Source organism: Nostoc sp. (genome assembly GCF_036919815.1).
In the GTDB taxonomy this organism is placed as follows: domain Bacteria; phylum Cyanobacteriota; class Cyanobacteriia; order Cyanobacteriales; family Nostocaceae; genus Nostoc.
In genome coordinates, this window is the sequence record NZ_JBALCE010000118.1 from 79,408 (window position 1) to 103,520 (window position 24,113).

Genomic DNA, 24,113 nt, shown 5'->3' on the forward strand with positions numbered 1-24,113 from the left:
ATAGTACGGTCGATCGCTAGCGTAAAGTGGACAATTTGACAATCTTTAATACTCAAACTACTTGGCGTATAGTCATAATCTGTCCGCACGCAACAAGAACGCAAGACACCTAATATATGGTTCGAGAGCTAGAAAGAAAACGTCAGAGTGCAAAGTTTCCCGAAACTGCACCGGCTGCTAATCCCGTATTTTTTAGAACCTATAGCCGCCGGACAAAGGCGGGACTAAGGGAAACATGGGATGAGGTGTGCGATCGCACTCTACTCGGCTTAATCAAGCTGGGAAAGCTAACTCCAGAAGAAACTGACATACTCGATCAGATGCAGCGCAACTTGAAAGCTATGCCCAGTGGACGCTGGCTATGGGTTGGTGGTACAGACTGGATCACCAAGCCAAAGAACTTTTCCGGGGCTTATAATTGCACCTCTACCAATCTCGAAGACTGGAGTGCCTTCGGATTAATGATGGATTTGGCAATGATGGGCTGTGGCACTGGAGCCGTCCTAGAACCACAATTTATTAACAAGTTACCCCCCATCCGTAATCACCTGAATGTCAGTGTACAAGGTGAAATTGGCAGCACTGCTCAACAAAATCGGCGTGAATATACTGAAACTCATATAGAAGGCAACAGCGTCACTATTCACGTTGGAGATAGCCGTGAAGGTTGGGTTGAATCATATCAAACCCTGTTGGAACTCTCCACTAATGAACAATTTTCCGCAGAAGTTGAAGTATTAGTCGATATCAGTGATGTCCGCAAAGCCGGAGAAACTCTTAACGGCTTTGGAGGAGTTGCTAATCCTGTAAAATTGCCTGGACTTTATCAGCGTTGTGCATCTATTCTGAATAAAGCTGTAGGACGGCAATTAAATTCAATTGAATGCTGTTTGTTAATTGATCAAGCGGCTGTCACAATTGTTGCTGGTAATATTCGCCGCTGTTTACCTGAAGATGCTTTAGTTCATACTTTTAAAGGTCTTATTCCCATTTGCGATGTCCAAGTGGGTGACTTAGTACAAACTCCTTTAGGATTTCGGCGAGTTGTTGATAAATTTGACCAAGGATTTCAGGATGTCTATGAAATTGAAACTAATGCGACTTACCCTAGAGCAACTTTAAACCACAGACAAGCAGTTCTTGCAAATGCTCAGGGGGAAATTACCTGGAAGTCCATTGCAAGTCTAGTTGAGGGCGATCGCCTACTGCACAACACACAAGTTCTACCTGGTACAGTTACCCATCTACCTGCTGATTTTACTGAATCTCGACCCTCAAACAGTCGTACAGCTAAGTCGTTTGTAATTCCCGAATTGACAGCTGAGGTTGCTTGGCTAATTGGGTTAACCCACGGTGACGGCTATATTGCTCTCGGTCGCAATAAGTATGATAAGCCTTATGGCCGGGTTGAATGGGCAATGAACAGTTTAGATAGGGAACTCACAGCTAGAGTTAAAGCCAAAATAGATGCTACTTTAGCTTTATTTGGATTGACTGCTACTCATGGCATCATCAAGGGCGAAAACACTGCCAAATCAATCTGCTCATCTGTTCGACTAGCTGAGTACTTCTATCGCTATATCAAGCAGCCTAATATTTCCCTAGCAATTCCTAGTTTTATTTTGCAGGGTTCAGTAGATATCAGGGCGGCTTATCTAGCTGGATTAATGGATAGTGATGGTGCTGTGAATAACCGACCTCCTCACTTAGTTACCTCAGTCTATCGGTCATTTATTAGACAAGTTAGTGCAGTTTTATCCAGTTTGGGTATTGCTGGCAGAATTAGCATTACCCATCCACAACAGCAAAGATGGCAAGTTAAGTACAGCATCACAATACCAGCCCTCAAAGAGCGTTACAACGCACTTATTGCACCACACTCAGTTAAAGGGTGTGTGAAAAAAGGACTTAAAATGTATGGTTTCACCGTCCCTGGTGCAATCATGCGGGAAGCTTACACCTATAGCGAAATGCGAGATATGGGATTCCAAGGTTCTCGCACTGTTGATGCCAATTATGAACGCTATATCGTTGAAGCTGATATCTCGCTAGATATTCCAGTCAGTGTTAAAGGACTGGGGAGTTATGATCATGTCCACACCTACGATATTGAAGTCGAAGAAGCTCATTGTTTCTATTGTGATGGCTATCTGACACATAATAGTGCTGGCATGAGGCAAGGTTCTAGCGAAGATAGTTTGTTCGCCGATGCCAAAGATAACTTATGGCAGCAAGATGAAAATGGCAACTGGCGAATTGATCCAGAGCGCGATGCACTTAGGATGGCAAATCATACCAGAGTTTTTCACCGCAAGCCAACATTAGAAGAATGCATTGGTGCTGTCCGCAAACAATATTATAGTGGCGAGGGAGCGATTCAATGGGCTGGTGAAGCTGTAGCGCGATCGAACATTGATTTGCTACCAACACAAGCTTTGAAAGTTAATTTTTTGCAGGCTTATGAACAAGGAACAGCAAAACAGTGGTTACAGGAACGCTATCCAAATATTGCTGCTAATGAGCTAGAACATCGTTTGGCTCGCTACGCTTTAAATCCGTGTGGTAAGTGATTTTGCCTCACGTTAAAAACCTCGCAAAAACGGGGAAGGCTGAGATGCTAATCCCGTGGTAATCAAAGGAACTAAAAAGCCTTTGACACCGTACAGCGTAGAGAGTGAAACTAGATTACATCCAAAATTGTTGTCTAGAATATAATCTCTCCAAGAGTGCGGGGGCGGATGTGAAAAAACTTTTATTATCTGAAGTCACATCTGCAAAAGGTACGCGGAGCTACTGCAAATAATTAAGCAGTAGAACTAGGGGATAAAAAGCCTCTAGGGTAACAAATCTGGAAATCATCGGCAGTAATTTTCACTGCAATTTGTCAGAGGTTCACCTGAATCAAATCGACCCACATAACTACAAAGAACAGGAGGAAGCTTTCACTGCTGGGGCGCTATCTGTAGCAGCACTTTTAAATCACAAATTCCTGGAACCACGTTATCAATATAGCCGTGAATTAGACCCGATTGTGGGAGTTTCTTTTACAGGTTTATTTGATTTCTTTGTTCATGCTTTTGGTGTTGATTGGCTGCGCTGGTGGGAAGCGGGAAGACCTGCAACTCCACAAGGATTAGCTTTCAAGCGTGAGGAAGAAAAATATCTAAGTTCCTGGAAAGATATTGTACATCGGGTGGTTTGGGATTACTGCGATCGCCACAATCTCAAACGTCCAAATCGCTGTACCACAGTTCAACCCAGTGGCACCAAGGCTTTATTAACTAATGCTAGTTCAGGATGGCATCCCCCGAAAGCCCAAAGATTTATTCGCCGCATTACCTTCGGCAAAAATGACCCAGTAGCCTTAGCTTGTATTGACTATGGTTACAACGTCATTCCCTCTCAATCTGACAAAGATGAACAGGGTAATTTGCTCAACGATCCCTTTGATTCACGGGTGAATGAGTGGTTAGTAGAAATCCCTGTTTCTGTATCTTGGGCTGATTTATCAGGATGTGATGAAATCGATGTTTCTAAGTTTTCAGTTTTAGCCCAATTTGATTTTGTCCTCCAGGTTCAACGTTGGTATGTGACTCACAACACATCAGCTACTTTGGAACTTCGCTCTGATGAAATCGAACCTTTGGCAGAGCGTATCTACGAAACTATCCAGAATGATCAAGGATATATTTCAGCCGCTCTTTTAGCCCGTTTTGATGACTTGCAATCATTCCCCCGTTTACCATTTGAACCAATAGATAAATCAACCTACGATCGCTTGACTCAAGAAGTGAAAGCACGACGCAAAACAGATGATTTCTGTGCAGTCTTAAGCCGCTATGATTCCGGCGAAATGTCAGAGCCTGGCCCTAGTGGTTGTGACTCTGATAAGTGTATGTTTCCCGATCAGCAACCAAGCTCATAAGCTGAAATGACTATCAACTTCGGATAGTCACTATTAAAAAGCAGTGGTTTGATATTACATTTAACCACTGCTTTTTATAAAATAGGACTTACGCAAAATATCTCTCAAACTCTGATTTATCTGTGTCGCGCCAGTTGCTATAACGGGGGGAACCCCCGCAACGCACTGGCTTCTCTGCGTCTCTGGGGTAGCCTGCGGCAAGCCGAAGCGTCTACGTTATTCCGTAGACTTGTGCGTAAGTCCTATAAAAATCGAAACCTCACCCTGGTTCTGCTACGCAAAACCTCTCCCTCTCCTTACTAAGGAGAGGGATGTCCCTTAGAACAGGGTGAGGTTTTCTGAGGATTTCGGGTCAAGACAATTTCTTTACACTATGATCTGATCTTTGCCAAAAAGAGTCCGCCAATGAAAGCTTACGAAATTCAAAGCAACGCCGGGATTGATGCTTTGGCATTAGTCGATCGCCCCGAACCAAAACCAACTGCGGGACAAGTTCTGATTCAAGTCAAAGCAACATCCCTAAATTACCGTGATCTACTTGTTGCCCAAGGAGCTTACGGTGCAGGACAGAAATATCCCTTAATTCCCCTGTCTGACGGTGCGGGAGAAGTCGTGGCGGTGGGGGAAGGTGTAACACGGGTAAAAATAGGCGATCGCGTGGCTGCTACTTTCTTCCCAGACTGGATTTATGGCTCTTTAACCAAAGAAAAAATGAAATCCGATCTCGGAGGCGGTATCGATGGAATGCTGGCTGAGTACGTCGTATTACACCAAGATGCTTTAGTGATATTACCTGACTATCTATCATACATTGAAGGTGCAACTTTACCCTGTGCAGCAGTTACAGCTTGGCATGCACTAGTGACAAAAGGCAATATTCGCGCAGGTGATAGTATTTTATTACTCGGTACTGGGGGAGTTTCAATTTTTACCCTCCAGTTTGCCAAGATACATGGTGCTAAAGTGATTATTACTTCCAGCAGTGATCAGAAATTGGCACAAGCGAAACAGCTTGGTGGTGACGAGACAATCAATTACAAAACAACACCAGATTGGGAAAAGCAAGTTTATCAATTAACCAATCGCACAGGTGTAGATCATGTAATTGAGGTAGGCGGTGCAGGAACTTTGCCAAAATCACTACAAGCAGTCCGCATTGGAGGACGTATTAGTTTGATTGGCCTATTGTCAGGCAGAGGAAATGAGATTGACCCCATGCCAATACTTTTTAAGAGTTTAATAGTTCAGGGAATTTATGTTGGCAGTCGGGAAATGTTTGAGGCGATGAATCAGGCGATGCAACAGCATCAAATAAAACCGATTATTGATCGAGTTTTCCCCTTCACTGAAGCGCGGGAAGCTTATCATTACCTCAAAAGTGCGGCTCACTTCGGGAAAGTAGTTATTAATCTAATTCGTAATTCGTAATGATGCTCGTTCCTGCTAACTGTTGAGCGATCGCAACCGTTTCTTCTACCTAAGTTGGATCGAACGCCCTTTTTCCAAACCGTGGCACGTAGCGATCGCGCCAGTGGATTTGGTACAAATCAATATAATCTAGTATACCAAAAAGTCTTAAGATTATTCGAGAATTAAGTTTTAATAAATGTTAATATTGAGTATGCAGATTTGATTCCTTTTAAGTTTCTATGTGTGGAACCGCACAGACGCGAAAAAGTGTCTTCATTTAAGCTTTTTTAGATTTTCCCCGTCTTCCTTTAGAGAATACACCTTTTGCCATTCGGATTAGATCCTTAAATCCTTTCCTCGTGCCCTGAGTTTGCTTTTCTAAAGTCACCTACCTTAAAGAGAGTGACTTCTAATGTCATTAGATAAAAACTTGTTTCAGCAACCATCAAATAAGCTGCTCGCGGCTTTACCAGTCAAGGATTATGAGCGTCTTGTTCCGCATCTAAAGCTAGTTACGCTCTCAGTTCAGCAAATCCTTTACGAAGCAGCCGAACCGATCACACAGGTCTATTTTCCTGATAAGTCAATGGTTTCTATAGTCACCACAATGGAAGATGGCTCAACGGCAGAAGTTGGGATAGTAAGCAATGAAGGCATGGTGGGTATCCCGGTAATTTTAGGAGACAAGACCACAACCACAACAGCGTTTGTGCAGATTTCGGGCGCTGGAATGCAGATAGATGCAGATATAATTCAAGCCGAGTTCAATCGGGGCGGAGCTATTCAAACGCTGCTGCTGTGCTACGTACAAGCTGTATACACTGAACTGGCGCAAGGAGTTGCCTGCAACCGTCTTCATACATTAGAGGAACGGCTGGCTCGTTGGCTTCTCACAGTTTCTGACCGTTTAGAATCAGAGGATTTTCCACTCACGCAAGAATTTATCGCCCAGATGCTGGGTGTACGGCGCTCCGGTGTGACAGTAGCGGCTAGCACCCTGAGCCGAGCCGGAATGATCAGCTACAAACGTGGTCATATTAGCATCTTGAACCGAGAGGATTTGGAAGCAACTTCCTGCGAGTGTTATCGAGTTATACAAAACGAATTAGCTCGGTTACTGGGGAATCAGCCAAGGCGCGATCGCAGATGAATTATTTTAATATTTTATGTCCGAAACCGGACAGACGCTTGCTAGTTCGTTCCTATAATATTTGGTAAAGTAGGCATCAAATCCCATTTACAAATACGTGGCTTTTGATGTAATTGCTACTCCAAGTGTTTCAGCTAGATGGGGTGAGAATAATGTTAAATCAGTCGATATCTTTTAAAGGTCTGCGATTGCTCGTTGTGGATGACGACCCTGATACGAGAACATTACTTACCTTCCTGTTTGAATTAGACGGAGCAGAGATTCTCACAGCTGCTTCAGCAGGTGAGGCTCTAGAAATAATGTCATTTTTTAAACCAGATGTCCTAATTAGTGACATTCATTTACCAGATGAAGACGGCTACTCACTGCTATTGAAGGCCAGAAATTTGGAAGCAAAGCGAGGGAGAAAGATTCCAGCTATTGCTCTGACGGCATCTGCTTTCGACGAAGACCGTAAACGTGCATCATTAGCAGGTTATGATATATACCAATCCAAGCCGATAGACTTAGACGAGTTAGCTTCTGTGGTTGCTACTTTAGCTGGAGTCGAACAATACGTTTGACATATTTAGATGTAATAAGGTAGAAGGCAGTAAGCAAGAAAGCTTTAACTAAATTTTATTTATTTTCTCAGGAATCTTTTTAAGACCTACGCATTGACAGAAAATACTAAATGTGAGACCAGAAAACCGGATCTGTCGTAGGGGTTAAGCAATGCGCTTTACCCCTACAGCGCTGATCTATTTACCATCAAAGTAAGGGATTTCCAAGAAATAAATTATCCAGTCTTGTGGAGTGGGCAGCGTTCGACTGACTTGTACTGACTTGTACTGACTTGTGCCGAGCGAAGTCGTACTCCTGGCGGAGGACAAGCTACGCGGAGCGTCTCGTAGAGAGGTAGCGACGTCGTTGGCGCAGCCTCTCGTAGAGAAGTAGCGCTCACGCCGTACCCCTCCAGGGAAGCAAGCTACGCGTAGCGTCCCGCAGGGAAGTCTTGCCCGCCTTTGGATACGCTACCAGTAAAAATTTGTAAAAAAGTAGTGATATAAAATATACTAAGAATAAATACAGAGAATTACTTGGTTATTCTCTGCGAAGACTCATTTTTTTATATAAAGGAGGGCATTATGGAATATCTTGCTTATTCCCACATGTTTATTGCTCAAGAAGAGGCATCTGGAAATGCCAAATCTAATCCCCCTAAATCTCAATGGAATTGGAAAAAACTTTTTAAATCTTCCGAGATAATTATTGCTCAAGAAGAGGTATCTGGAAGCAGCAAATCTAAATTCAATTGGAAAAAACTACTTAAATCTTCAGCTTGGTTAGCTTTAGCTGGCGTTGGTGTATTAGTTGTTGCTGTCACCCAAATTCAAATGAGTTCGGCTGCATATGTAAAAACTAACGGCAGTTGTTTACGTATCCGTACAGGCCCAAGCGCCAACTACTCATCTGTGGACTGTGTACCAAATGGCGCAACACTTCCAGCGATTGAAAGGTATGAAAACGGTTTTGCAAGGCTTTCTACGGGAAGATACATTTTTGCCCGATGGATTGGTGATAAACCTAACAATCCTTCTGTGACTAGACCGGGTGGTGTTGGCGGTTCGGTGATTCTTACTCCTGGTTCTAAAGGCCTGCTTGTCAGAGACGTTCAAACAGCTTTAGGTAATCTCACAGTTGATGGAATTTACGGTCAAGAAACTGTTAGCCGAGTCCGAAGCTTTCAGGCAAGTAAAGGTCTACTTGTAGATGGTGTCGTAGGCCCCGAAACTCGATCAGCTTTGGGTATTTAGCCAGAAGCCATCCTTTGAAAATCTCCTTTTCAAGTTCTACCTTTTTTATTCTGGGATAAAGATATACATAGGTAGGGGCGTACATCTGTCATGGGTGTCAACTTCAGCTGTTTTCAGGTAAATAGACCGCAGCTGAGACGGGGAGTAGGGAGTGGGGAGTAGTGTGGTTTAAATAAATGAAAACAGATGTAAGCTCAAACACTCAATTTACCGTAGTTTTAGCTCCCCCAACCCCCGCAAATTGGGGGCAAAAGATTCTAGTTTCCCCTTTTTTAAGGGGAGTTAGGGGGGATCGAAAATCTAGACAGTATATCTTTGTTTAATCTAAGTTTCTAAGTAGATCTTTCTGATGAAAGACCCAAGTAATTTTGTACAATCTGCAAAATGCGCTCTGCTGCATGACCATCCCCAAAGGGATTAATTGCATTTGCCATTGCTTGATAAGCATCTGGATCACTGAGTAACTCCGCAGCTGCTGCAAAAATGTTCTGACTCGTAGTGCCTACAAGTTTAGCTGTACCGGCTGCAATCGCCTCTGGTCTTTCGGTGGTGTCTCTCAAAACCAACACTGGTTTTCCCAAACTGGGGGCTTCTTCCTGCAAGCCACCAGAGTCAGTCAGCAAAAGATGCGATCGCCCAATTGCTCCCACCAACTCACCATAATCTAGAGGTTCTGTCAAGAAAATTCGAGGATGATTCCCTAAAAGTTCCTGCAACGGAACTCGCACTGTTGGATTGCGATGCAATGGTAAAAGCATTGCTGTATCAGGAAACTTGTCTAAAATTTGTAAAAAGCCCTGAGCGATCGCATGTAGAGGTTCTCCCCAATTCTCCCGCCGATGAACTGTTGCCAACAAAACACGATATGATTCCCAGTCTAAGCCTGGTACATTGCAAACTGCTTGGGTTGCAGCTACATTCAACAGCGCATCAATTACCGTGTTACCCGTCATGTGAATTTCACCCAAAACACCAGAACGCTGCAAGTTTTCCACAGCCCAAGGAGTCGGCGCAAAGTGCAACTGAGTAATTTGAGAAATCAACCGCCGATTAGCTTCTTCTGGGTAAGGATTGAATATATCATCAGTTCTTAACCCTGCTTCTACATGACCGACAGGGATTTTTTGATAAAAAGCTGCCAAAGCTGCGGCAAAAGCCGTGGTAGTATCTCCCTGCACCACCACTAAATCTGGCTTTTTCTCCTGGAATAACGCTTCTAAGCCTTGTAAACTACGGCAGGTAATATCATTTAGAGATTGCCGAGCCTGCATAATTTCCAAGTTATAATCTGCCTTGATGTTGAACAGTTGCATAACTTGCTCAACCATCTCCCGATGCTGTCCAGTTAGAATTACTTGCAACTCAAAACCGGAATACTTCTGGAAAACCTGAATTACTGGAGCTAGTTTAATCGCTTCTGGACGAGTACCCAAGATAATGCAAACGCATTTTTGATTAGTCATTTATCATTAGTCATCTGTCATTTGCCAATGGTTATAGTCAATGGTTTATGGTCAATAGTCAATAGTTGGCGGTCAATCATCACACAAATCATAAATATAAATGGATAAATGGCACAAAATATCAAAAAAACCCAGCTTAACCGGGCAAATGCATTGTTTCTCGAATTCAACTGTAATGACCATATCTTGATCTGACAAGTTCAAATCACAAAGAGCATGAAAAAACCCGGCTTAACCGGGCAGACGCACTGTTTTTTGAATTCACCTGTAATGACTACTTAATCTCACAAGTTAAAGGGCAAGCAGCATAAACAGTAGTCTGCATTTGGTCTCCTTCTCCATGCAGCCAGCTTAACCATTTGATTTGATTAGGATGAACTCCTTTAAGAGTTAGGACACCCGCAGCCAATACAACTGCGATGACATTAAACATGATTAAAGCACCTGCTACAAGTAAAACAGCACTAACAGGCATCACAGATTGCAAGACAATCGACAACAGACATCCCACCGTAGCCATCAAAACAACTAATGGAAAACCGACAACCAACAAGCACACTCCCAATGTAAAAGTCCATATCAAAAAGCTTTTAATCACCAACAAGGAGTAGGTCTTTCCTAGATTAGAGCTTTGAGCAGAAACCATGACTTTTCCTCCCAAAAATATAGAGCAAATTTTAACTTCAGCCATATCTCGCATTTGGCGAGTTAACTGATTTTCTTTCTCAGTGAAATTCAGTATATAAAAACTAATCGGGAAAATGAGCATTTATTTACTAAACTTTACAGTTAATTTTTTATAATTATGATTCTAAAGTCAAGTCCATGTTTATTAAAAAAACTTATTTTATGCATCCCTCTTCAGGTATAGAACCTAAAAGGTATGAGCTTTTAACCTTGATCCCCAGGATATTGCTCTGATTGAACTTAACATTTCTTATAAAAACTAGTAGTTGTTCTCATAATTGATCGATGGGCTGAATAAATGATCTGCTAGTGTTTGTGCTGTTAATTGCTGGCAATTCGTGTCCATATCTGGGATAAATTTCTCATCTAAATCCTGAGAATATTCATGTTTAAGCAGAAGTATTATAATTTACTAAAAATCTATGTATATTTACTGCTGCGTTTTAAGTCCCTATGTGTGTTAAACCAGGATGGATAGCTTAAATAATTTCTCTCAATTTTCTGAGTAGTAGAATTTTAGTAAAAAAAAGATACAACCTAAGGTGGATAAAATGGATTGACCGTGGTTCACGAGTTTCAATCGCCTCCGATCCCGCCGGGGCTTGCACGCAAGCATCCGGCAAAAGTCATCGAAGCAAGTGAGTTGACTTCTCGCTAATTCAACTTTTTAACTGCCAAATATTAAGATATATGACAGAATCACAGTCTCCGTTAAATTCTAACTCTCCTGCCGGACGTAACCTGCCACCAATGCCGCCACCGCCACCCTCTAGCACGCAACGGCAGATGACACAAACAATGGATATGTCAATGGATAGGAGCGCCACCGCACCTGTTGTAGGTCATCGTCCGGTTAGTCCACCGCCAATACCTACTTCAGTTCGCCCTCAAAACAGCATTCCACAACTGACTTTAGCCCAGTTAATCAGGCTAGCTTACGATCAAGGATATTCTGACTTGCATCTGGGTGTAGGTGAAGTACCCCGCTTCCGCAGCCGAGGAGAAATTCAATCAACGGATTATCCAGAAACAGATAAAGAAACTTTCATGAATTGGTTGCGGGAGGTGATGACTGAGGGAGAAATTCAGCGCTTTGAAGAAACCTTAGAATTTGACGGAGCAACTCAGTATGACTTTGCTCGCGTGCGGATTAATGTTTTTGGCTCCCTCAAAGGGCCTGCAATGGTGTTGCGGTTGATTCCACTGAAAATCTTAACTATGGAACAGTTGAATTTACCCCCAATTTTTCGGGATATTTGTCATTACCACAAAGGTTTAATTTTGGTGACTGGTCCGACTGGTTCTGGTAAGTCCACCACAATGGCAGCGATGGTTGACTACATCAATAAGGAAATGGCCAAGCATATCATCACCATTGAAGACCCGATAGAATTTGTCCATCAAAGCCGCAAGTCTTTAATTAAACAACGGGAAGTGGGAATGCATACCCGGAAATTTGACAACGCTTTGAAAGCAGCTTTGCGGGAAGACCCAGATTTGATTCTGGTGGGGGAAATGCGGGATAAGGAAACAGTTAACACCGCCTTAAAAGCCGCTCAGACTGGTCACTTAGTTATGGGAACCCTGCACACCAATAGCGCTGTTAAAACCATTGAGCGGATTCTCAATCTCTTCTCTGGTGACGAACAGGATGCAATGCGGGTGGCAATTTCTGAGTCTTTAGTGGCAGTAATTGCTCAAGGTTTGTGTCGCACAACTGACGGTAAGCGGGCTGCTTTCCATGATGTGCTGATTAATACTGAGGCTATTAAAGAATGGATCAAAGACGGTAAGTATGATGAAATTGGCGAGTTGATGAAACAAGCTGGCTTTGACGGCATGATTACGATGAATCAGTCGTTGCTCAATCTCTATCAAGCTGGTCGCATTACTGAAGAAACTGCTTTAGAAATGTCACCAACTCCTAACGAAATGGCGCAGTTCCTCCGAGGTCGAGTTTAAGATTTGGGGCTGGGGAGTCGGGAGAGACGCGATTAATCGTGTCTGTACTAGGGAGTGGGGGTATGAGGAGAATATACCAATGCCCAATGCCCAATGCCCAATGCCCAATGCCCAATGCCCAATGCCCAATGCCCAATTAATGCAGCTCGCTGGTTCCAAGCTTGGCGCTTTCGCCAAGGAATAACCAATGCCCAATGCCCAATCCTAAATATCTTTGTGTTCCTGGTTGAGGTTATAGCTAAGGTAAAAGGTAAAAGAGAGAATTTTTTACTTTTAGCTTCCTAGCCTCTGTGAATAACTTGACGACAAACAAACTATCTACACCCCAGTTGTTTAAAGGCATTGCGCTATTTACACCTGGAGGAGATTTAATTTATTGCATCGACCCTAGCAAGCAAGGTCGATGGCACTTGCATTTGTGTTCGGCTTTGCAAGAAATCCTAGATTTGCCAGAGCCGCCGCACTTTTTAGTGCCTTGTTATACTGCGACTATTGACCACTGGTTAGATCCGCGCACTCAACAAGTGCGAACTTTTGCTGAAGCTTATCCGGCTGTCATTAGACATCAAGCTTTGCTTAATGCCATTTTTGGCACAGGGGAGTTAGTATGGCAAGCAGCTCCCTGGCAGGAGGGGTTGTGCGATCGCATGGTATTAACTACTTATCGTTCCTCATTCCCGCAGCTTTGGGAAGATCACGATTTAATTGTCCGTCTAGACCTTTCTGAACCTGTGCCAAAATACCACCAACCAGTTATAGTCCAAAAAAAGGAAGTGATCACACAAGGCTATGTTCTCCGCTTGTTTGTTGCCGGACATAGCAGTACTACTGAACGCATTCTCCAAAATTTACACGAATTATTAGAGCGATCGCTCGGACATCCTTATACTTTGAAGGTGATTGATGTTTTAACTCATCCAGAACAAGCAGAACTCAATCAGGTTTCGGCAACTCCTACCCTTGTCAAAGTTTGGCCTCACCCAATTCGGCGAATCGTTGGAGAGTTGGATCATGTAGAGAAGATTTTACAGATGTTAGCCGCTAAGGAAAATTTTAAGTAATCAGACTAGTTTTTTTGCCAAGTGCGCGAATGCGTAGGTGTTGGGGAAGGGTAACTACAAAAATGGCTAGATTGCACTATATGCAAGGAGTTGAGGGTTGTAGCATCTTTAAAGTATCCGCGCACCTTATCTAGACTGACTTTCAGCTATTTACATCTTGCACAATTGCCACTCTTGATGTTATGATTTTTGCATTCGCGCTATTGAACCTTGAAAACCAAATAACACACCGCTTTCAGATGCCTGCGATCGCAATCAACTAAAATCCCTATTAGGGATTGAAACATCAAGATTACCTTTAGAGTTAGTATCAAAAAATGATCGCAATCAACTAAAATCCCTATTAGGGATTGAAACTTAATATAACCATCTGCCGGAAAAGACTTAAGCTCACATCGCAATCAACTAAAATCCCTATTAGGGATTGAAACTAAAAAGAATGCGGGAACTAATTATTCCAGTGATAATCGCAATCAACTAAAATCCCTATTAGGGATTGAAACTAAGAACTACCAAAGACAAGCCAAAAAGGTTGCAATCGCAATCAACTAAAATCCCTATTAGGGATTGAAACTAGCTAGAACATGGCTAGCTAAATCAATACTTGAATCGCAATCAACTAAAATCCCTATTAGGGATTGAAACTATCCACCAGAAAATCCATCCTGACACGGCACCAAATCGCAATCAACTAAAATCCCTATTAGGGATTGAAACGGGGAAGTCAAAGAACAGATGCAATTGTTGATGAGAATTTGCAATTACAGCAGTTTTCATGTATTTGAACCACATGTATCGTAGGAGCACAGCATTGCTGTGCCCCTACCGCGTGGTCTATTTAGCTCAAAATAGCTGTAACTAAAATGTTGTCATAGTGAGCGAAGCGATCGCGGAGTGTCTCGTAGAGAAGCAATCCCAAAACCCTAGCGATCGCTTCACTTGATTCTGTTCCGTTCGCAATGACATATCACAAGTAATTTAGCGGACATTAGACAAAGGAAAAGAAAATGGATGTAGAGACGTAGCAGTGCTACGTCTCTACAAGGGTTCTGGATAACGCATATTTAATTTCTGGAGATGTCTATTATATAATTGTGGACTTTATGGCGATTTCGTTAAACTATAAAAACTGTCAGAACGTATCTTACTGCCATTTCGCCAAACTTCCACTTTTTCAGGGCTAACTAAATAATAAAAACTCCCATTATCTGCTCGATATCTGCCTTTACCAATATTCAAAGCTGCTATCTTTATAGGCTTGCTTGAGTCTCGCTTTAACTGCCCAATATAAAATAACTGACCATTTTCTTCACAGACTTTTACACGAATACTTGCAGTCTGACCCTCAATGATCGTAACTCCATTGCATTTAGGATCAGTGCTAACAGGTGCAAAATCTATTGAAATTGGCTGTGAAGGTGAAACTTGCTTTGCTACTGGGGGTGGCGAGACTGGGCGATTCGGGTTATTCACTTGCTGAACTCTAGAACCAGAACCAACACTTGCAGTTAAGGATGTCAACAGATGAAGGGGGTCAACTGCTATTAGACCATTTGGATGAACTTCAAAATGCAGATGAGGTGCTGTACTATTGCCTGTAGATCCCATCTCGGCAATAATTTGACCTTGAATGACCTGTTGACCCTTGCTCACCAACAAACGGCGATTGTGACCATAAACAGTAACGCTGCCGTCAAGATGTTTAATAGTTATGGCATTACCTAATCCCCAATCATCCCAACTTGCTTTTACAACTATACCGGATGCAGCAGCAACAATAGGAGTTCCAGATGCCCCGGCAATATCAATTCCTTCATGTTTATATTTGTGGAAGCCTTGAGAAATAAACCCTTGTGTCGGCCAGATTAAGTTAGAAGCAGGGATAGGAGTTTGCCCAATTGGGGAATCACTTGCTAACTGTGTTAGAGCGGATGTAGTTGTACTTAATACGCCAATTAAGGATATTAACCCAATTAGTCCATAAGTACGGTATTGAGAAACGGTAACTTTTTTCATAAGTTGTAAGCCGATTAAAACAATAATTCAGATGGTTTCTGATTATTTGTTGTTTCAAACTTACTCGGTATATATCAGGAAATTAAATTAAAAAGTATGTAATCGGACACGATATAATATCTGCCCCGTATGCCAGCCACCGACGCATCGAACGGCGGCATACGTTTATTATAATTTTTACCTTCTGGCTCAGACTTGAGTGTAATTACTGATTAATTTTGCTAAATCTGGCACTGCTTCTTCTACGTGTTTTTTGGCGGAACCGCGAAGTTTTTCATAGGTTCCGCGCACGATTTGGCGTTTTGCTTTCTTGACTCTGGCATCGGTGACACCGAGTAGCGCGTCTGCTGTATAAGAGCGATTTGTACTCAGGTGTTCAATTGGATTGCCTTTCTCTACGCCTTCATTCCAGACGGGATCAAGTGCGGTGAAGCACTGCGGCAGGATCTGCTCAACGACGTAGGAGATATACCCTGGCTTAACCCCCTTTAGGGCGGCGAAGGCAGTTTTCAAAGCGAGTCCGCTCATACCTGACTTGGATGCAAGCTGTCCTTCTATCATTTTGCAACAGTCATCTATGACCATCGCCTTTTTGGTCGGGTTCAAAAGTCCGTCGCTAAGTCCCATTTCACTTTTCCTTATCTAAGTACTTAATTTATATTCGACTATTTTTATTAGCAACCAGGAAATTACAGAAAAGTACTACTAGATTAAACTTGTTACCGTTTAGATCCCGGCTTCTTGAAGAAGTCGGGGTTCTGTCTTACCACGCAATTTGCCTTTTCTCTTGCACAACTCGCTGATAAACTTCCTCTGTTTGCTTGGCTAATTTCGGCCAGCTAAAGCGCCGCTCTAAATCCTCATAAGCATTATCCACCAGCCATTGCCGATAACCTGGATTTTTGAATACTTCCAAAATTCCCCAAGCTAAAGAATCGGGATTGTTCACCCAAGTAACTATGCCTGTTTTGGTATGTTGAACCACTTCTGGGAAACCACCAGTATCAGAAACTACTACAGGAACACGAGAAGCAAAGCTTTCTAAAGCCACAATCCCAAAGGGTTCGTACAAACTCGGAAAAACGGCACAGTCAGCGACAGTTTGGAATTTATCTAAGTATTCATCGGAGAGAAAACCTGTAAAATAGCAATGATGCCAAATTCCTAAATCCCAAGCTTGGCGCTTCAGATGGTCAGTATTACCACCACCAACGATCACAATTTTAACATTACCTCCCATTTGAGAAAGGATCTTCGGTGCGGCATGAAGTAATATAGATACACCTTTTTCATAGGTCATGCGACCGAGGTAATAAACGATTTTCTCATCGTCTGTGGCAAATTGGCGGCGAAAATCCAGAGCATGAAAATCTACGTGATGCTGTTTCTTTTCGGCTCGAATACCGTTATAAATGACATCAATTTTGTCCCAAGGACTGTGTAGCGCTCGTTCTACTTCTTGGCGCATATAGTCGCTACAAACAATAATCCGCCAAGCGTTGTAAGCCAGCAAGGTTTCTTTGCCATTAATATAGCCTTGGATGCTTGTATTAATACCGTTATAGCGTCCGTATTCTGTAGCGTGAATTGTGGCAATTAGTGGTATTTTAAAATTATGCTTGAGTGCGATCGCGGCATCTCCGACTAACCAATCATGAGCATGAATTAAATCAAAGGCACCTTCCTCCAAGATCAATTTACCACCGTGTTCTCCCATACTCAGGTTGAGATTGACTACCCAGTGGAAAAAGTCGTTACTATGGCCGACTGGCACCCGATGCACCTTTACTCCTTCAACTACTTCATACATCGACGCCTGACCAAACTCTGCCGTAATCAGGTGGACTTCATGCCCTAGCTTTACCAGTTCCGGGTACAACTCCGCTACATGCCGTGCAATTCCCCCAACAATCCTTGGCGGAAACTCCCAACTCAGTACCAGTATCTTCATCTACTACACTCCCCGACACGTTACAAATATTTAATAAACTACATTCATCTAAAAATATAATGATGCTGAATGCAGTGAGTATGTTTACTAAAATTTTAAATTTTTTAACAGTGATCAAGTATCAGTGTAAATACTTCATTATACTACTTTCCAAACAATCTGTTAATGGCTTGCTTACCGAAAAATTGGGTTTAAAGCCCCGTCGTTCTACGACGGCTTTTAATTCATTAGTGTACTAAGATGCTGCTATACTAATTGTAGTGGAAAGGTAATCAACCACTTAAAAAACCTAGCCGTCGAAAGACAAAGCACTGAACCTTGATAATTGAATCTATGCGGTTCTACTGCATTATTCTAGTTTCCTCCTAGCAGTAGGTAAAAGGTTTATAGGGGCTAGACGAATCAGCATTTTGAAACAATTTGTTTCAAAAGAAACAGGACTTGCACTAATGCAAATAGGGTAGGGCATACCCGAATTAACGCTTAGGGAGAATCCCACCTCTGGTTTAGACGACGCAAGGAATCACTGGTTTTGTGGTTTCGTTGAACTAAGAATCCCCGTCGATTTATCGCGGGGAGTGTCAATCTGCTTTCATCTTTAACCAGCCAAATATCTGTTCTACTGTCAACTCTAAATCAACACCATCTAAAACAGTCAAGCTATCTTCTCGATGACAAAATTCTGGTTGTTGATGTGGTTTAAATACGAGAACTGAGCGGTCATCAGGATCAATCAACCATCCCAACTGACAACCATATTTTAGGCAGTGTAAAATATTGCTTGTAATTCGATTGGAACTCTGACCGGGAGAAAGAATTTCAATTGTCCAGTTCGGAGCAATTAGCACATCATCTACAGGTTCTCCGTTATTGTCAAACTCAATTTGTTGCCAACGAATAACCGCCACATCTGGAACAATTGACCGACCACCAAAAGTACAACGCAACTCTGGAAAAGCATAAGCGATTTGCCTTTTCTCTGTGACTTCATTAATCCCATTAATTAACTTAGCCTGAAGTCGGGAGTGGCGGGTTTTCGGCATTGGTTTCTGGATAATCTCACCATCAATATAAATACTTGCAGGCTTTGTTTCTGGTAACTTGAGAAACTCCTCTAAGGTTAGGGATACAGATTTTGCTACATTCATGACTTCTGCCACTACGAAAGTCCTACATCCAGTTTATCAACGTTTGCCACTGGCTGGATACAACAAGGCGATCGCCTATATAGGAATCCGATTTATTAAGCCTTGCTCACCCACTCCAACGAGGGTTTGCGCTGCGACTTTACACAATCTTGTAAATAAAGGTTGATCAGGCTCTGATAGGAAATGCCAGTTTCTTCAGCAAGAACTTTGAAGTAATCCACGACATCCTCCTCAAGTCGAATCGTCACTTGCTTTTTAAGCTTCTTAATGTACGGATTCTTGACAGATTGAGAAAAATCATACTCTTCTTTCATGAGAAAAAACTCTGATATTGTTGACGCTCTCGCTTAGTAGCTTTACGAGCCGAGATGATGCGGATAACCTCATCACTTTCCTGATACAGATGACACACCAGCAACAAGCCTAGTCACTCATTCCCAAGATTATGTAACGATCCTCTTCTAAAGAATGCTCAGGATCATAGAGTAAGCGGGCATTCTCGTCATAGAAGACGGTTTCTGCTTCATTGAACGATACACCGTGCTTTTGCTCATTAGACTTAGCTTTTCGCTCATCCCACTCAAATCTCAACTGGCTTATACTTACAGTGTAATTACAATGTATATCATAAGCCAGTTGAGTGAACTAAAAAATGGAAATTTTCCAATGCTCACTCAAAGCTCAACTTTGTCGCGGACAATACAGCAATTTTGTCTGTGATTTGATCAGTGTTCTATTGGAAGAATTCCCAAACCTGAAGCCTAACGCTCCCAATTCATTAGGGAAAACTCGCGCGATCGCTAATGTTGAACAAGCTGATATCAAACTATGTCTGGCAAAAAAATAGTAGCTTCGGTTGAGTAATAACGAAACCCAACCTACACCTGATAAAGTCGCATTTAATAAGCAAAATGGCTTAGGACTGACTCAAAATGCCCTTTGACTGACTCATTTCGGTGTTTTCCGCAAGCAAAATGGCTTATGACTGACTCAAAATGCCTTATGACTAACTCGAAATGGCTTATGACTGACTCAAAATGCCTTATGACTAACTCGAAATGCCTTATGACTTAGTGCGATCGCACCCGGCTATGAGAATCTTCGTAAATTCAGTTAATCAAGCAACTTCCAACTCAGGTGCGTAGGCGCAGCCCGCACTTCTCTACGAGACGCTGCGCGAACGACAAAGCTACCTCGGCTGCGCTCGGCACAAGTCAGTGACCATCGTAGACATCGCCAAAAGCAAGCTTTTGGTAAAGAATTGTAATCTAAAATCCCAAATCTAAAACCCAAAATTCGTATGAGTCCCTGACTACGGTAGTCTAGATCAGAGTGAATTTATCGCCTCGTTTAGATATATTGTTTTATGACTACAGTAGTTTCTAGTCCCCCACGCACTATTCGGATTGGTTCACGCAAAAGCCAACTTGCTCTGGTTCAGACCTACTGGGTACAAGAGCAACTCCAAAAAAGCTTTCCTGATATCACTTTTGAAGTCCACACCATGTCTACCCAAGGCGATAAAATCTTGGATGTAGCATTAGCTAAGATTGGCGATAAAGGACTTTTTACTAAAGAACTTGAAGTCGGAATGCTCAATCAGGAGATTGACTTTGCGGTTCATTCTCTCAAGGATCTGCCGACTCACTTACCAGAAGGGTTAACACTGGCAGCAATTACTGAACGAGAAAACCCAGCAGATGCATTAGTAGTTCATGAAAAGCACAAAGATAAACAAATCGATACTTTACCCGCAGGCGCGGTAATCGGTACATCTTCGCTGCGGCGGTTAGCACAGTTACGCCACCACTTCCCCCACTTTGCATTTAAGGATGTCCGGGGAAACTTGATTACACGGTTGGCCAAACTGGATGCAGGCGAATACGACGCTTTGATTTTGGCAGCAGCAGGGTTAGAGAGATTGGGAATGAGCGATCGCATTCATCAAGTTATACCCAAAGAAATCTCCCTCCACGCCGTTGGACAAGGAGCTTTAGGGATAGAATGCCGTTCTGATGATAGTGAATTGCGATCTCTACTCAAAGCGATCGAACATCCCCAAACACGCGATCGCTGTCTCGCCGAACGATCTTTTCTACGCTCTCTAGAGGGCGGATGTCAAGTACCTATTGGTGTAAATACAGAAATATCTGGTGAGAATTTGACCTTAACAGGGATAGTCGCCAGTGTAGATGGTCAAAAGCTGGTACAAGATACCGTCACAGGGAAAGCCAACAACGCCGAAGCGCTAGGCATAGAACTAGCAGAATTGTTGCGGCAACAGGGAGCGCAAGAAATCTTATCAGAAATTTTTGCAGTGATTCAGCGCGGTTCCTAAGCAATTAGCAATTAGGTAAGCCGATGTGATTAGATAAGAATTGATCGCCGTTGCACAAAAAACGTGCCAGACGCGATAAATCGCGTTGGTCGGGATCAGAGAGTTAATTTGACAATATAGACTCAGGGAAGCAAAAATTACCATGCGGATTCTATTTGTTGCAGCAGAGGCAGCACCCATTGCGAAAGTAGGAGGAATGGGTGATGTTGTCGGGGCATTGCCCAAATTCCTGAGAGAAATGGGGCATGATGTGCGGATATTCTTGCCTTACTATGGCTTCCTCCCAGACAAAATGGAAATTCCTAAAGAACCCATCTGGCGGGGATCTGCCATGTTCCAGGAATTTGCTGTTTATGAAAGCGTTCTGCCTGGTACTGATGTTCCGTTGTACTTATTTGGACATCCCTCCTTTTTACCCCGCCACATTTATTCTGGAGATGGTGAAGACTGGCGGTTCACCTTGTTTGCTAATGGTGCAGCCGAATTTGCCTGGAATTATTGGAAACCGGAAATTATCCACTGTCACGATTGGCATACCGGGATGATTCCCGTGTGGATGCACCAAGATCCTGATATCAGCACAGTCTTTACCATTCATAATCTGGCTTATCAAGGGCCGTGGCGTTGGTATTTAGAGAAAATTACTTGGTGTCCCTGGTATATGCAAGGACACAATGTCATGGCGGCGGCGGTACAATTTGCCGATAAGGTAAATACAGTTTCGCCCACCTATGCCGAGCAAATCAAGACACCAACCTATGGTGAAACATTAGAAGGTTTGCTGTCTTTTATTAGCGGTAAATTATCTGGGATTATCAATGGTATTGATACTGAAGTTTATAATCCCGAAAATGACAAATACATTGTTCAAACTTTCACTGCTGATACTTTAGAGAAACGCAAAGCCAACAAAATTGCTTTGCAAGAAGAACTAGGATTAGAAGTCAACTCCAAAGCCTTTTTAATTGGGATTGTCACCCGATTAGTGGAACAAAAAGGCATTGATTTAATATTACAAATCCTCGATCGCTTCCTATCTTATACAGATGCACAGTTTGTCTTGTTAGGAACAGGCGATCGCTACTATGAAACTCAGATGTGGCAATTAGCATCCCGCTTTCCTGGACGCATGGCAACTTACTTACTGTATAACGATGCCCTGTCTCGCCGGATCTACGCTGGTACTGATGCCTTCTTAATGCCTAGTCGTTTTGAACCTTGCGGCATTAGCCAAATGATGGCTTTGCGCTACGGTTCTGTACCCATTGTCCGCCGCACAGGTGGATTAGTTGACACCGTAACCCATCATGACCCTGAAAATGCCGCAGGCACCGGTTATTGCTTTGACCGTTATGAAGCGCTAGACCTTTTCACCTGTATGATCCGCGCTTGGGAAGGCTTCCGTTTCAAACCGCAATGGCAAGAACTACAAAAACGCGGCATGAGTCAAGATTTTAGTTGGTATCAATCTGCCAAACAATACGTGAAGTTGTATAGGTCAGTTTACGGTTTGCCAGAAGAAGAAGAGGAAACACCACAACCAGAGTTAGTGTTAAACGAAGCAGTCACTAGTAGCAAGTCCTGAACCGCCTAAATAACTACATTTTTGTGACTCATGAGAGCATTGACAATTCAGATCATGTGGAACGAGCCACCGAAAGACCTAACCCCCTAGCCCCCTTCCCGTGTCGGGAAGGGGGAAAATTCAAAGTCTCTGACACCACATGCTTTAAGTCGGCAAAGCCGCCCAACGCAGTGGCTCCTCCTTGTAGGAGAGAGATTTAGAGAGAGGTTTTCCAGATACCGTGAAAAGTCAGATTTAAATTCAGGACTTACGCAAACAATAGTTGAAACCCTGATTTTTATGTAGGGGTAATACCCTGCGGTCAGCTAAAGCTACATGAATTGCCCCTACTTTGGAGCTTTTTTGCGTAAGTCCTGATTGCTTAAAATCAATGGCGGAGCCATTAGGAAGGCATTCCCAGGTGGAACCTGGGAACGAGTACAAGTTTTAAACTCTTAACTCCTGTAGAGACGCGATTAATCGCGTCTCTACTCCTAACTTTTATTTCCCAAAGCCTTTACCGCGACTGGTTGAAGGTAGACTAATACAGTTTTCGAGTTGAGCAATTAAAGCCTGACGATCCAAATTTTGACCAATTAGCACTAGTTGGTTTTTCAATTGACCTTGCCATTCATCATCATCCAAGGTAAAGCGTTTACCGCAAAGGTGGAAAATATGACGCTTCGGACTTTCATCAAACCACATAATCCCCTTCGCCCGGAAGATATTTGTGGGTAGCTGATTATCTAAGAAATACTGAAATTTCTTAATAGAAAAAGGCTTGTCACTTTGGAAAGATATGGAAGTGAAACCATCATTTTCTAAATGATCAGAATGATGGTCATGATGGTGATCATGATCGTGATGGTCATGACCGCATGTTGAGTGATCATGGTCATCATGATCGTGATGGTCGTGGTCATCTACCACTGTGTCAAAATATTTATCAGACTCAAACAGACCAACACTCAGAATTAAAGGAAGTGGCACTTGCGATCGCGTAGTGCGGATAATTCTTGCTCCTTCCTTAACTTCGTTAATTTTTCTTTCTAACTCCTTCAAAGTGGCTTCATCAACCAAATCAGTCTTATTCAGTAAAATTACATCACCATAAGCAATCTGGCTGTATGCTGCCTCCGAGTTAAATAAATCTAGGCTGTAATTCGCCGCGTCTACCACAGTAATAATCGAATCCAGACGAGTTAAATCCCGCAATTCTGTACCCAGAAATGTTAAAGCTACTGGGAGCGGATCTGCCAATCCAGTTGTTTCCACTACTAGATAATCTAGATTTTCTTGGCGTTCTAAAACCTTGTAAACTGCATCTACTAAATCACTATTAATAGTGCAGCAGATACAACCATTATTTAGCTCCACCATGTTCTCACCAGTGGAAACAATTAGCTCGTTGTCGATGCCAATTTCGCCAAATTCATTCACGAGAACGGCAGTTTTCAAACCCTGTTGGTTGTTGAGGATATGATTAAGTAAAGTCGTCTTGCCACTACCGAGAAAACCTGTAATAATCGTTACTGGCATTCCTTGTTTGGGCGTATCCATTGCTTGAGATTGGGGTGTAACTGCTGATTGCATAGCGCTGTTAGTCAAATAGTCAAAAAATAGTAATGTAGCGCAGATAGTC

Annotated in this window: 20 protein-coding genes, 1 pseudogene and 1 CRISPR repeat array; of the genes and pseudogenes, 12 read left to right on the forward strand and 9 right to left on the reverse strand. The window is 42.7% G+C overall.

Annotated elements, in window-relative coordinates; translation table 11 throughout:
• The first annotated feature begins 116 nt into the window (after window positions 1-116).
• From V7K15_RS26705 to V7K15_RS26730, 6 genes and pseudogenes are all read left to right on the forward strand, one after another.
• Complete coding sequence (locus V7K15_RS26705) at window positions 117-2,570, forward strand: LAGLIDADG family homing endonuclease (RefSeq protein ID WP_442949719.1); 2,454 nt, start codon at window positions 117-119, stop codon at window positions 2,568-2,570.
• Between the two features lie 281 nt (window positions 2,571-2,851).
• A pseudogene (gene nrdJ, locus V7K15_RS26710) lies at window positions 2,852-3,925 on the forward strand (ribonucleoside-triphosphate reductase, adenosylcobalamin-dependent); the annotation flags it as partial.
• Between the two features lie 405 nt (window positions 3,926-4,330).
• Entirely contained in the window at window positions 4,331-5,353 is a 1,023-nt protein-coding gene (locus tag V7K15_RS26715) for a zinc-dependent alcohol dehydrogenase family protein (RefSeq protein WP_334910484.1), read from the forward strand.
• Window positions 5,354-5,747: 394 nt separating this feature from the next.
• Window positions 5,748-6,485 (forward strand): Crp/Fnr family transcriptional regulator, encoded by a 738-nt coding sequence (locus tag V7K15_RS26720; protein ID WP_334910485.1) that lies wholly within the window; start codon window positions 5,748-5,750, stop codon window positions 6,483-6,485.
• A gap of 152 nt (window positions 6,486-6,637) precedes the next feature.
• Window positions 6,638-7,048 (forward strand): response regulator, encoded by a 411-nt coding sequence (locus tag V7K15_RS26725; RefSeq protein ID WP_334910487.1) that lies wholly within the window; start codon window positions 6,638-6,640, stop codon window positions 7,046-7,048.
• A gap of 564 nt (window positions 7,049-7,612) precedes the next feature.
• Window positions 7,613-8,281, forward strand: a complete 669-nt coding sequence (locus tag V7K15_RS26730) for a peptidoglycan-binding domain-containing protein (protein WP_334910489.1) — start codon at window positions 7,613-7,615, stop codon at window positions 8,279-8,281.
• Window positions 8,282-8,613: 332 nt separating this feature from the next.
• On the opposite strand, the gene wecB is transcribed toward V7K15_RS26730, so the two are convergent.
• Together wecB and V7K15_RS26740 are read right to left on the reverse strand one after the other, a co-directional pair.
• The gene (gene wecB, locus V7K15_RS26735) at window positions 8,614-9,744 is read right to left on the reverse strand and encodes a non-hydrolyzing UDP-N-acetylglucosamine 2-epimerase (protein ID WP_334910491.1); all 1,131 of its coding nucleotides are present in this window, start codon (window positions 9,742-9,744) and stop codon (window positions 8,614-8,616) included.
• Between the two features lie 274 nt (window positions 9,745-10,018).
• Entirely contained in the window at window positions 10,019-10,390 is a 372-nt protein-coding gene (locus tag V7K15_RS26740; RefSeq protein ID WP_334910642.1) for a hypothetical protein, read from the reverse strand.
• A gap of 731 nt (window positions 10,391-11,121) precedes the next feature.
• On the opposite strand from V7K15_RS26740, the gene V7K15_RS26745 reads away from it, so the two are divergent.
• From V7K15_RS26745 to V7K15_RS26755, 3 genes are all read left to right on the forward strand, one after another.
• Window positions 11,122-12,393 (forward strand): type IV pilus twitching motility protein PilT, encoded by a 1,272-nt coding sequence (locus V7K15_RS26745; RefSeq protein ID WP_334910493.1) that lies wholly within the window; start codon window positions 11,122-11,124, stop codon window positions 12,391-12,393.
• Window positions 12,394-12,486: 93 nt separating this feature from the next.
• A complete protein-coding gene (locus V7K15_RS26750; protein ID WP_334910495.1) occupies window positions 12,487-12,678 on the forward strand; it encodes a hypothetical protein in 192 nt (63 codons plus the stop codon).
• Between the two features lie 5 nt (window positions 12,679-12,683).
• Window positions 12,684-13,454, forward strand: a complete 771-nt coding sequence (locus tag V7K15_RS26755; protein ID WP_334910497.1) for a circadian clock KaiB family protein — start codon at window positions 12,684-12,686, stop codon at window positions 13,452-13,454.
• Between the two features lie 247 nt (window positions 13,455-13,701).
• Window positions 13,702-14,173: a CRISPR direct-repeat array (repeat unit 40 nt; unit sequence AATCGCAATCAACTAAAATCCCTATTAGGGATTGAAACTA).
• Window positions 14,174-14,555: 382 nt separating this feature from the next.
• Here V7K15_RS26755 and V7K15_RS26760 read toward each other — a convergent pair.
• From V7K15_RS26760 to V7K15_RS26785, 6 genes are all read right to left on the reverse strand, one after another.
• Complete coding sequence (locus V7K15_RS26760; RefSeq protein WP_334910499.1) at window positions 14,556-15,470, reverse strand: M23 family metallopeptidase; 915 nt, start codon at window positions 15,468-15,470, stop codon at window positions 14,556-14,558.
• A gap of 189 nt (window positions 15,471-15,659) precedes the next feature.
• Window positions 15,660-16,097 (reverse strand): DUF6918 family protein, encoded by a 438-nt coding sequence (locus tag V7K15_RS26765; protein ID WP_334910501.1) that lies wholly within the window; start codon window positions 16,095-16,097, stop codon window positions 15,660-15,662.
• A gap of 136 nt (window positions 16,098-16,233) precedes the next feature.
• The gene (locus tag V7K15_RS26770; protein WP_334910503.1) at window positions 16,234-17,421 is read right to left on the reverse strand and encodes a glycosyltransferase family 4 protein; all 1,188 of its coding nucleotides are present in this window, start codon (window positions 17,419-17,421) and stop codon (window positions 16,234-16,236) included.
• 581 nt (window positions 17,422-18,002) lie between these two features.
• Window positions 18,003-18,569: a Uma2 family endonuclease gene (locus tag V7K15_RS26775; RefSeq protein ID WP_334910505.1), complete on the reverse strand. Its 567-nt coding sequence runs from the start codon at window positions 18,567-18,569 to the stop codon at window positions 18,003-18,005.
• 95 nt (window positions 18,570-18,664) lie between these two features.
• Window positions 18,665-18,883 carry a CopG family antitoxin gene (locus tag V7K15_RS26780; RefSeq protein WP_334910507.1) on the reverse strand — a complete coding sequence of 73 codons (219 nt, stop codon included), beginning with the start codon at window positions 18,881-18,883 and terminating at the stop codon, window positions 18,665-18,667.
• 109 nt (window positions 18,884-18,992) lie between these two features.
• Complete coding sequence (locus V7K15_RS26785) at window positions 18,993-19,160, reverse strand: BrnT family toxin (protein ID WP_334910509.1); 168 nt, start codon at window positions 19,158-19,160, stop codon at window positions 18,993-18,995.
• Window positions 19,161-19,221: 61 nt separating this feature from the next.
• Between V7K15_RS26785 and V7K15_RS26790 the strand changes: the two genes are divergently transcribed.
• The 3 genes from V7K15_RS26790 (at window position 19,222) to glgA (ending at window position 22,492) form a co-directional block, all read left to right on the forward strand.
• On the forward strand, window positions 19,222-19,416 hold the full coding sequence (locus V7K15_RS26790) for a hypothetical protein (RefSeq protein WP_334910511.1): 195 nt from the start codon (window positions 19,222-19,224) through the stop codon (window positions 19,414-19,416).
• 519 nt (window positions 19,417-19,935) lie between these two features.
• Window positions 19,936-20,907 (forward strand): hydroxymethylbilane synthase, encoded by a 972-nt coding sequence (hemC, locus tag V7K15_RS26795; RefSeq protein ID WP_334910513.1) that lies wholly within the window; start codon window positions 19,936-19,938, stop codon window positions 20,905-20,907.
• A 142-nt stretch (window positions 20,908-21,049) separates the two neighbouring features.
• Window positions 21,050-22,492 carry a glycogen synthase GlgA gene (gene glgA / locus V7K15_RS26800; RefSeq protein ID WP_334910515.1) on the forward strand — a complete coding sequence of 481 codons (1,443 nt, stop codon included), beginning with the start codon at window positions 21,050-21,052 and terminating at the stop codon, window positions 22,490-22,492.
• A 480-nt stretch (window positions 22,493-22,972) separates the two neighbouring features.
• On the opposite strand, the gene V7K15_RS26805 is transcribed toward glgA, so the two are convergent.
• A complete protein-coding gene (locus tag V7K15_RS26805; protein WP_334910644.1) occupies window positions 22,973-24,064 on the reverse strand; it encodes a CobW family GTP-binding protein in 1,092 nt (363 codons plus the stop codon).
• Window positions 24,065-24,113: the final 49 nt, after the last annotated feature.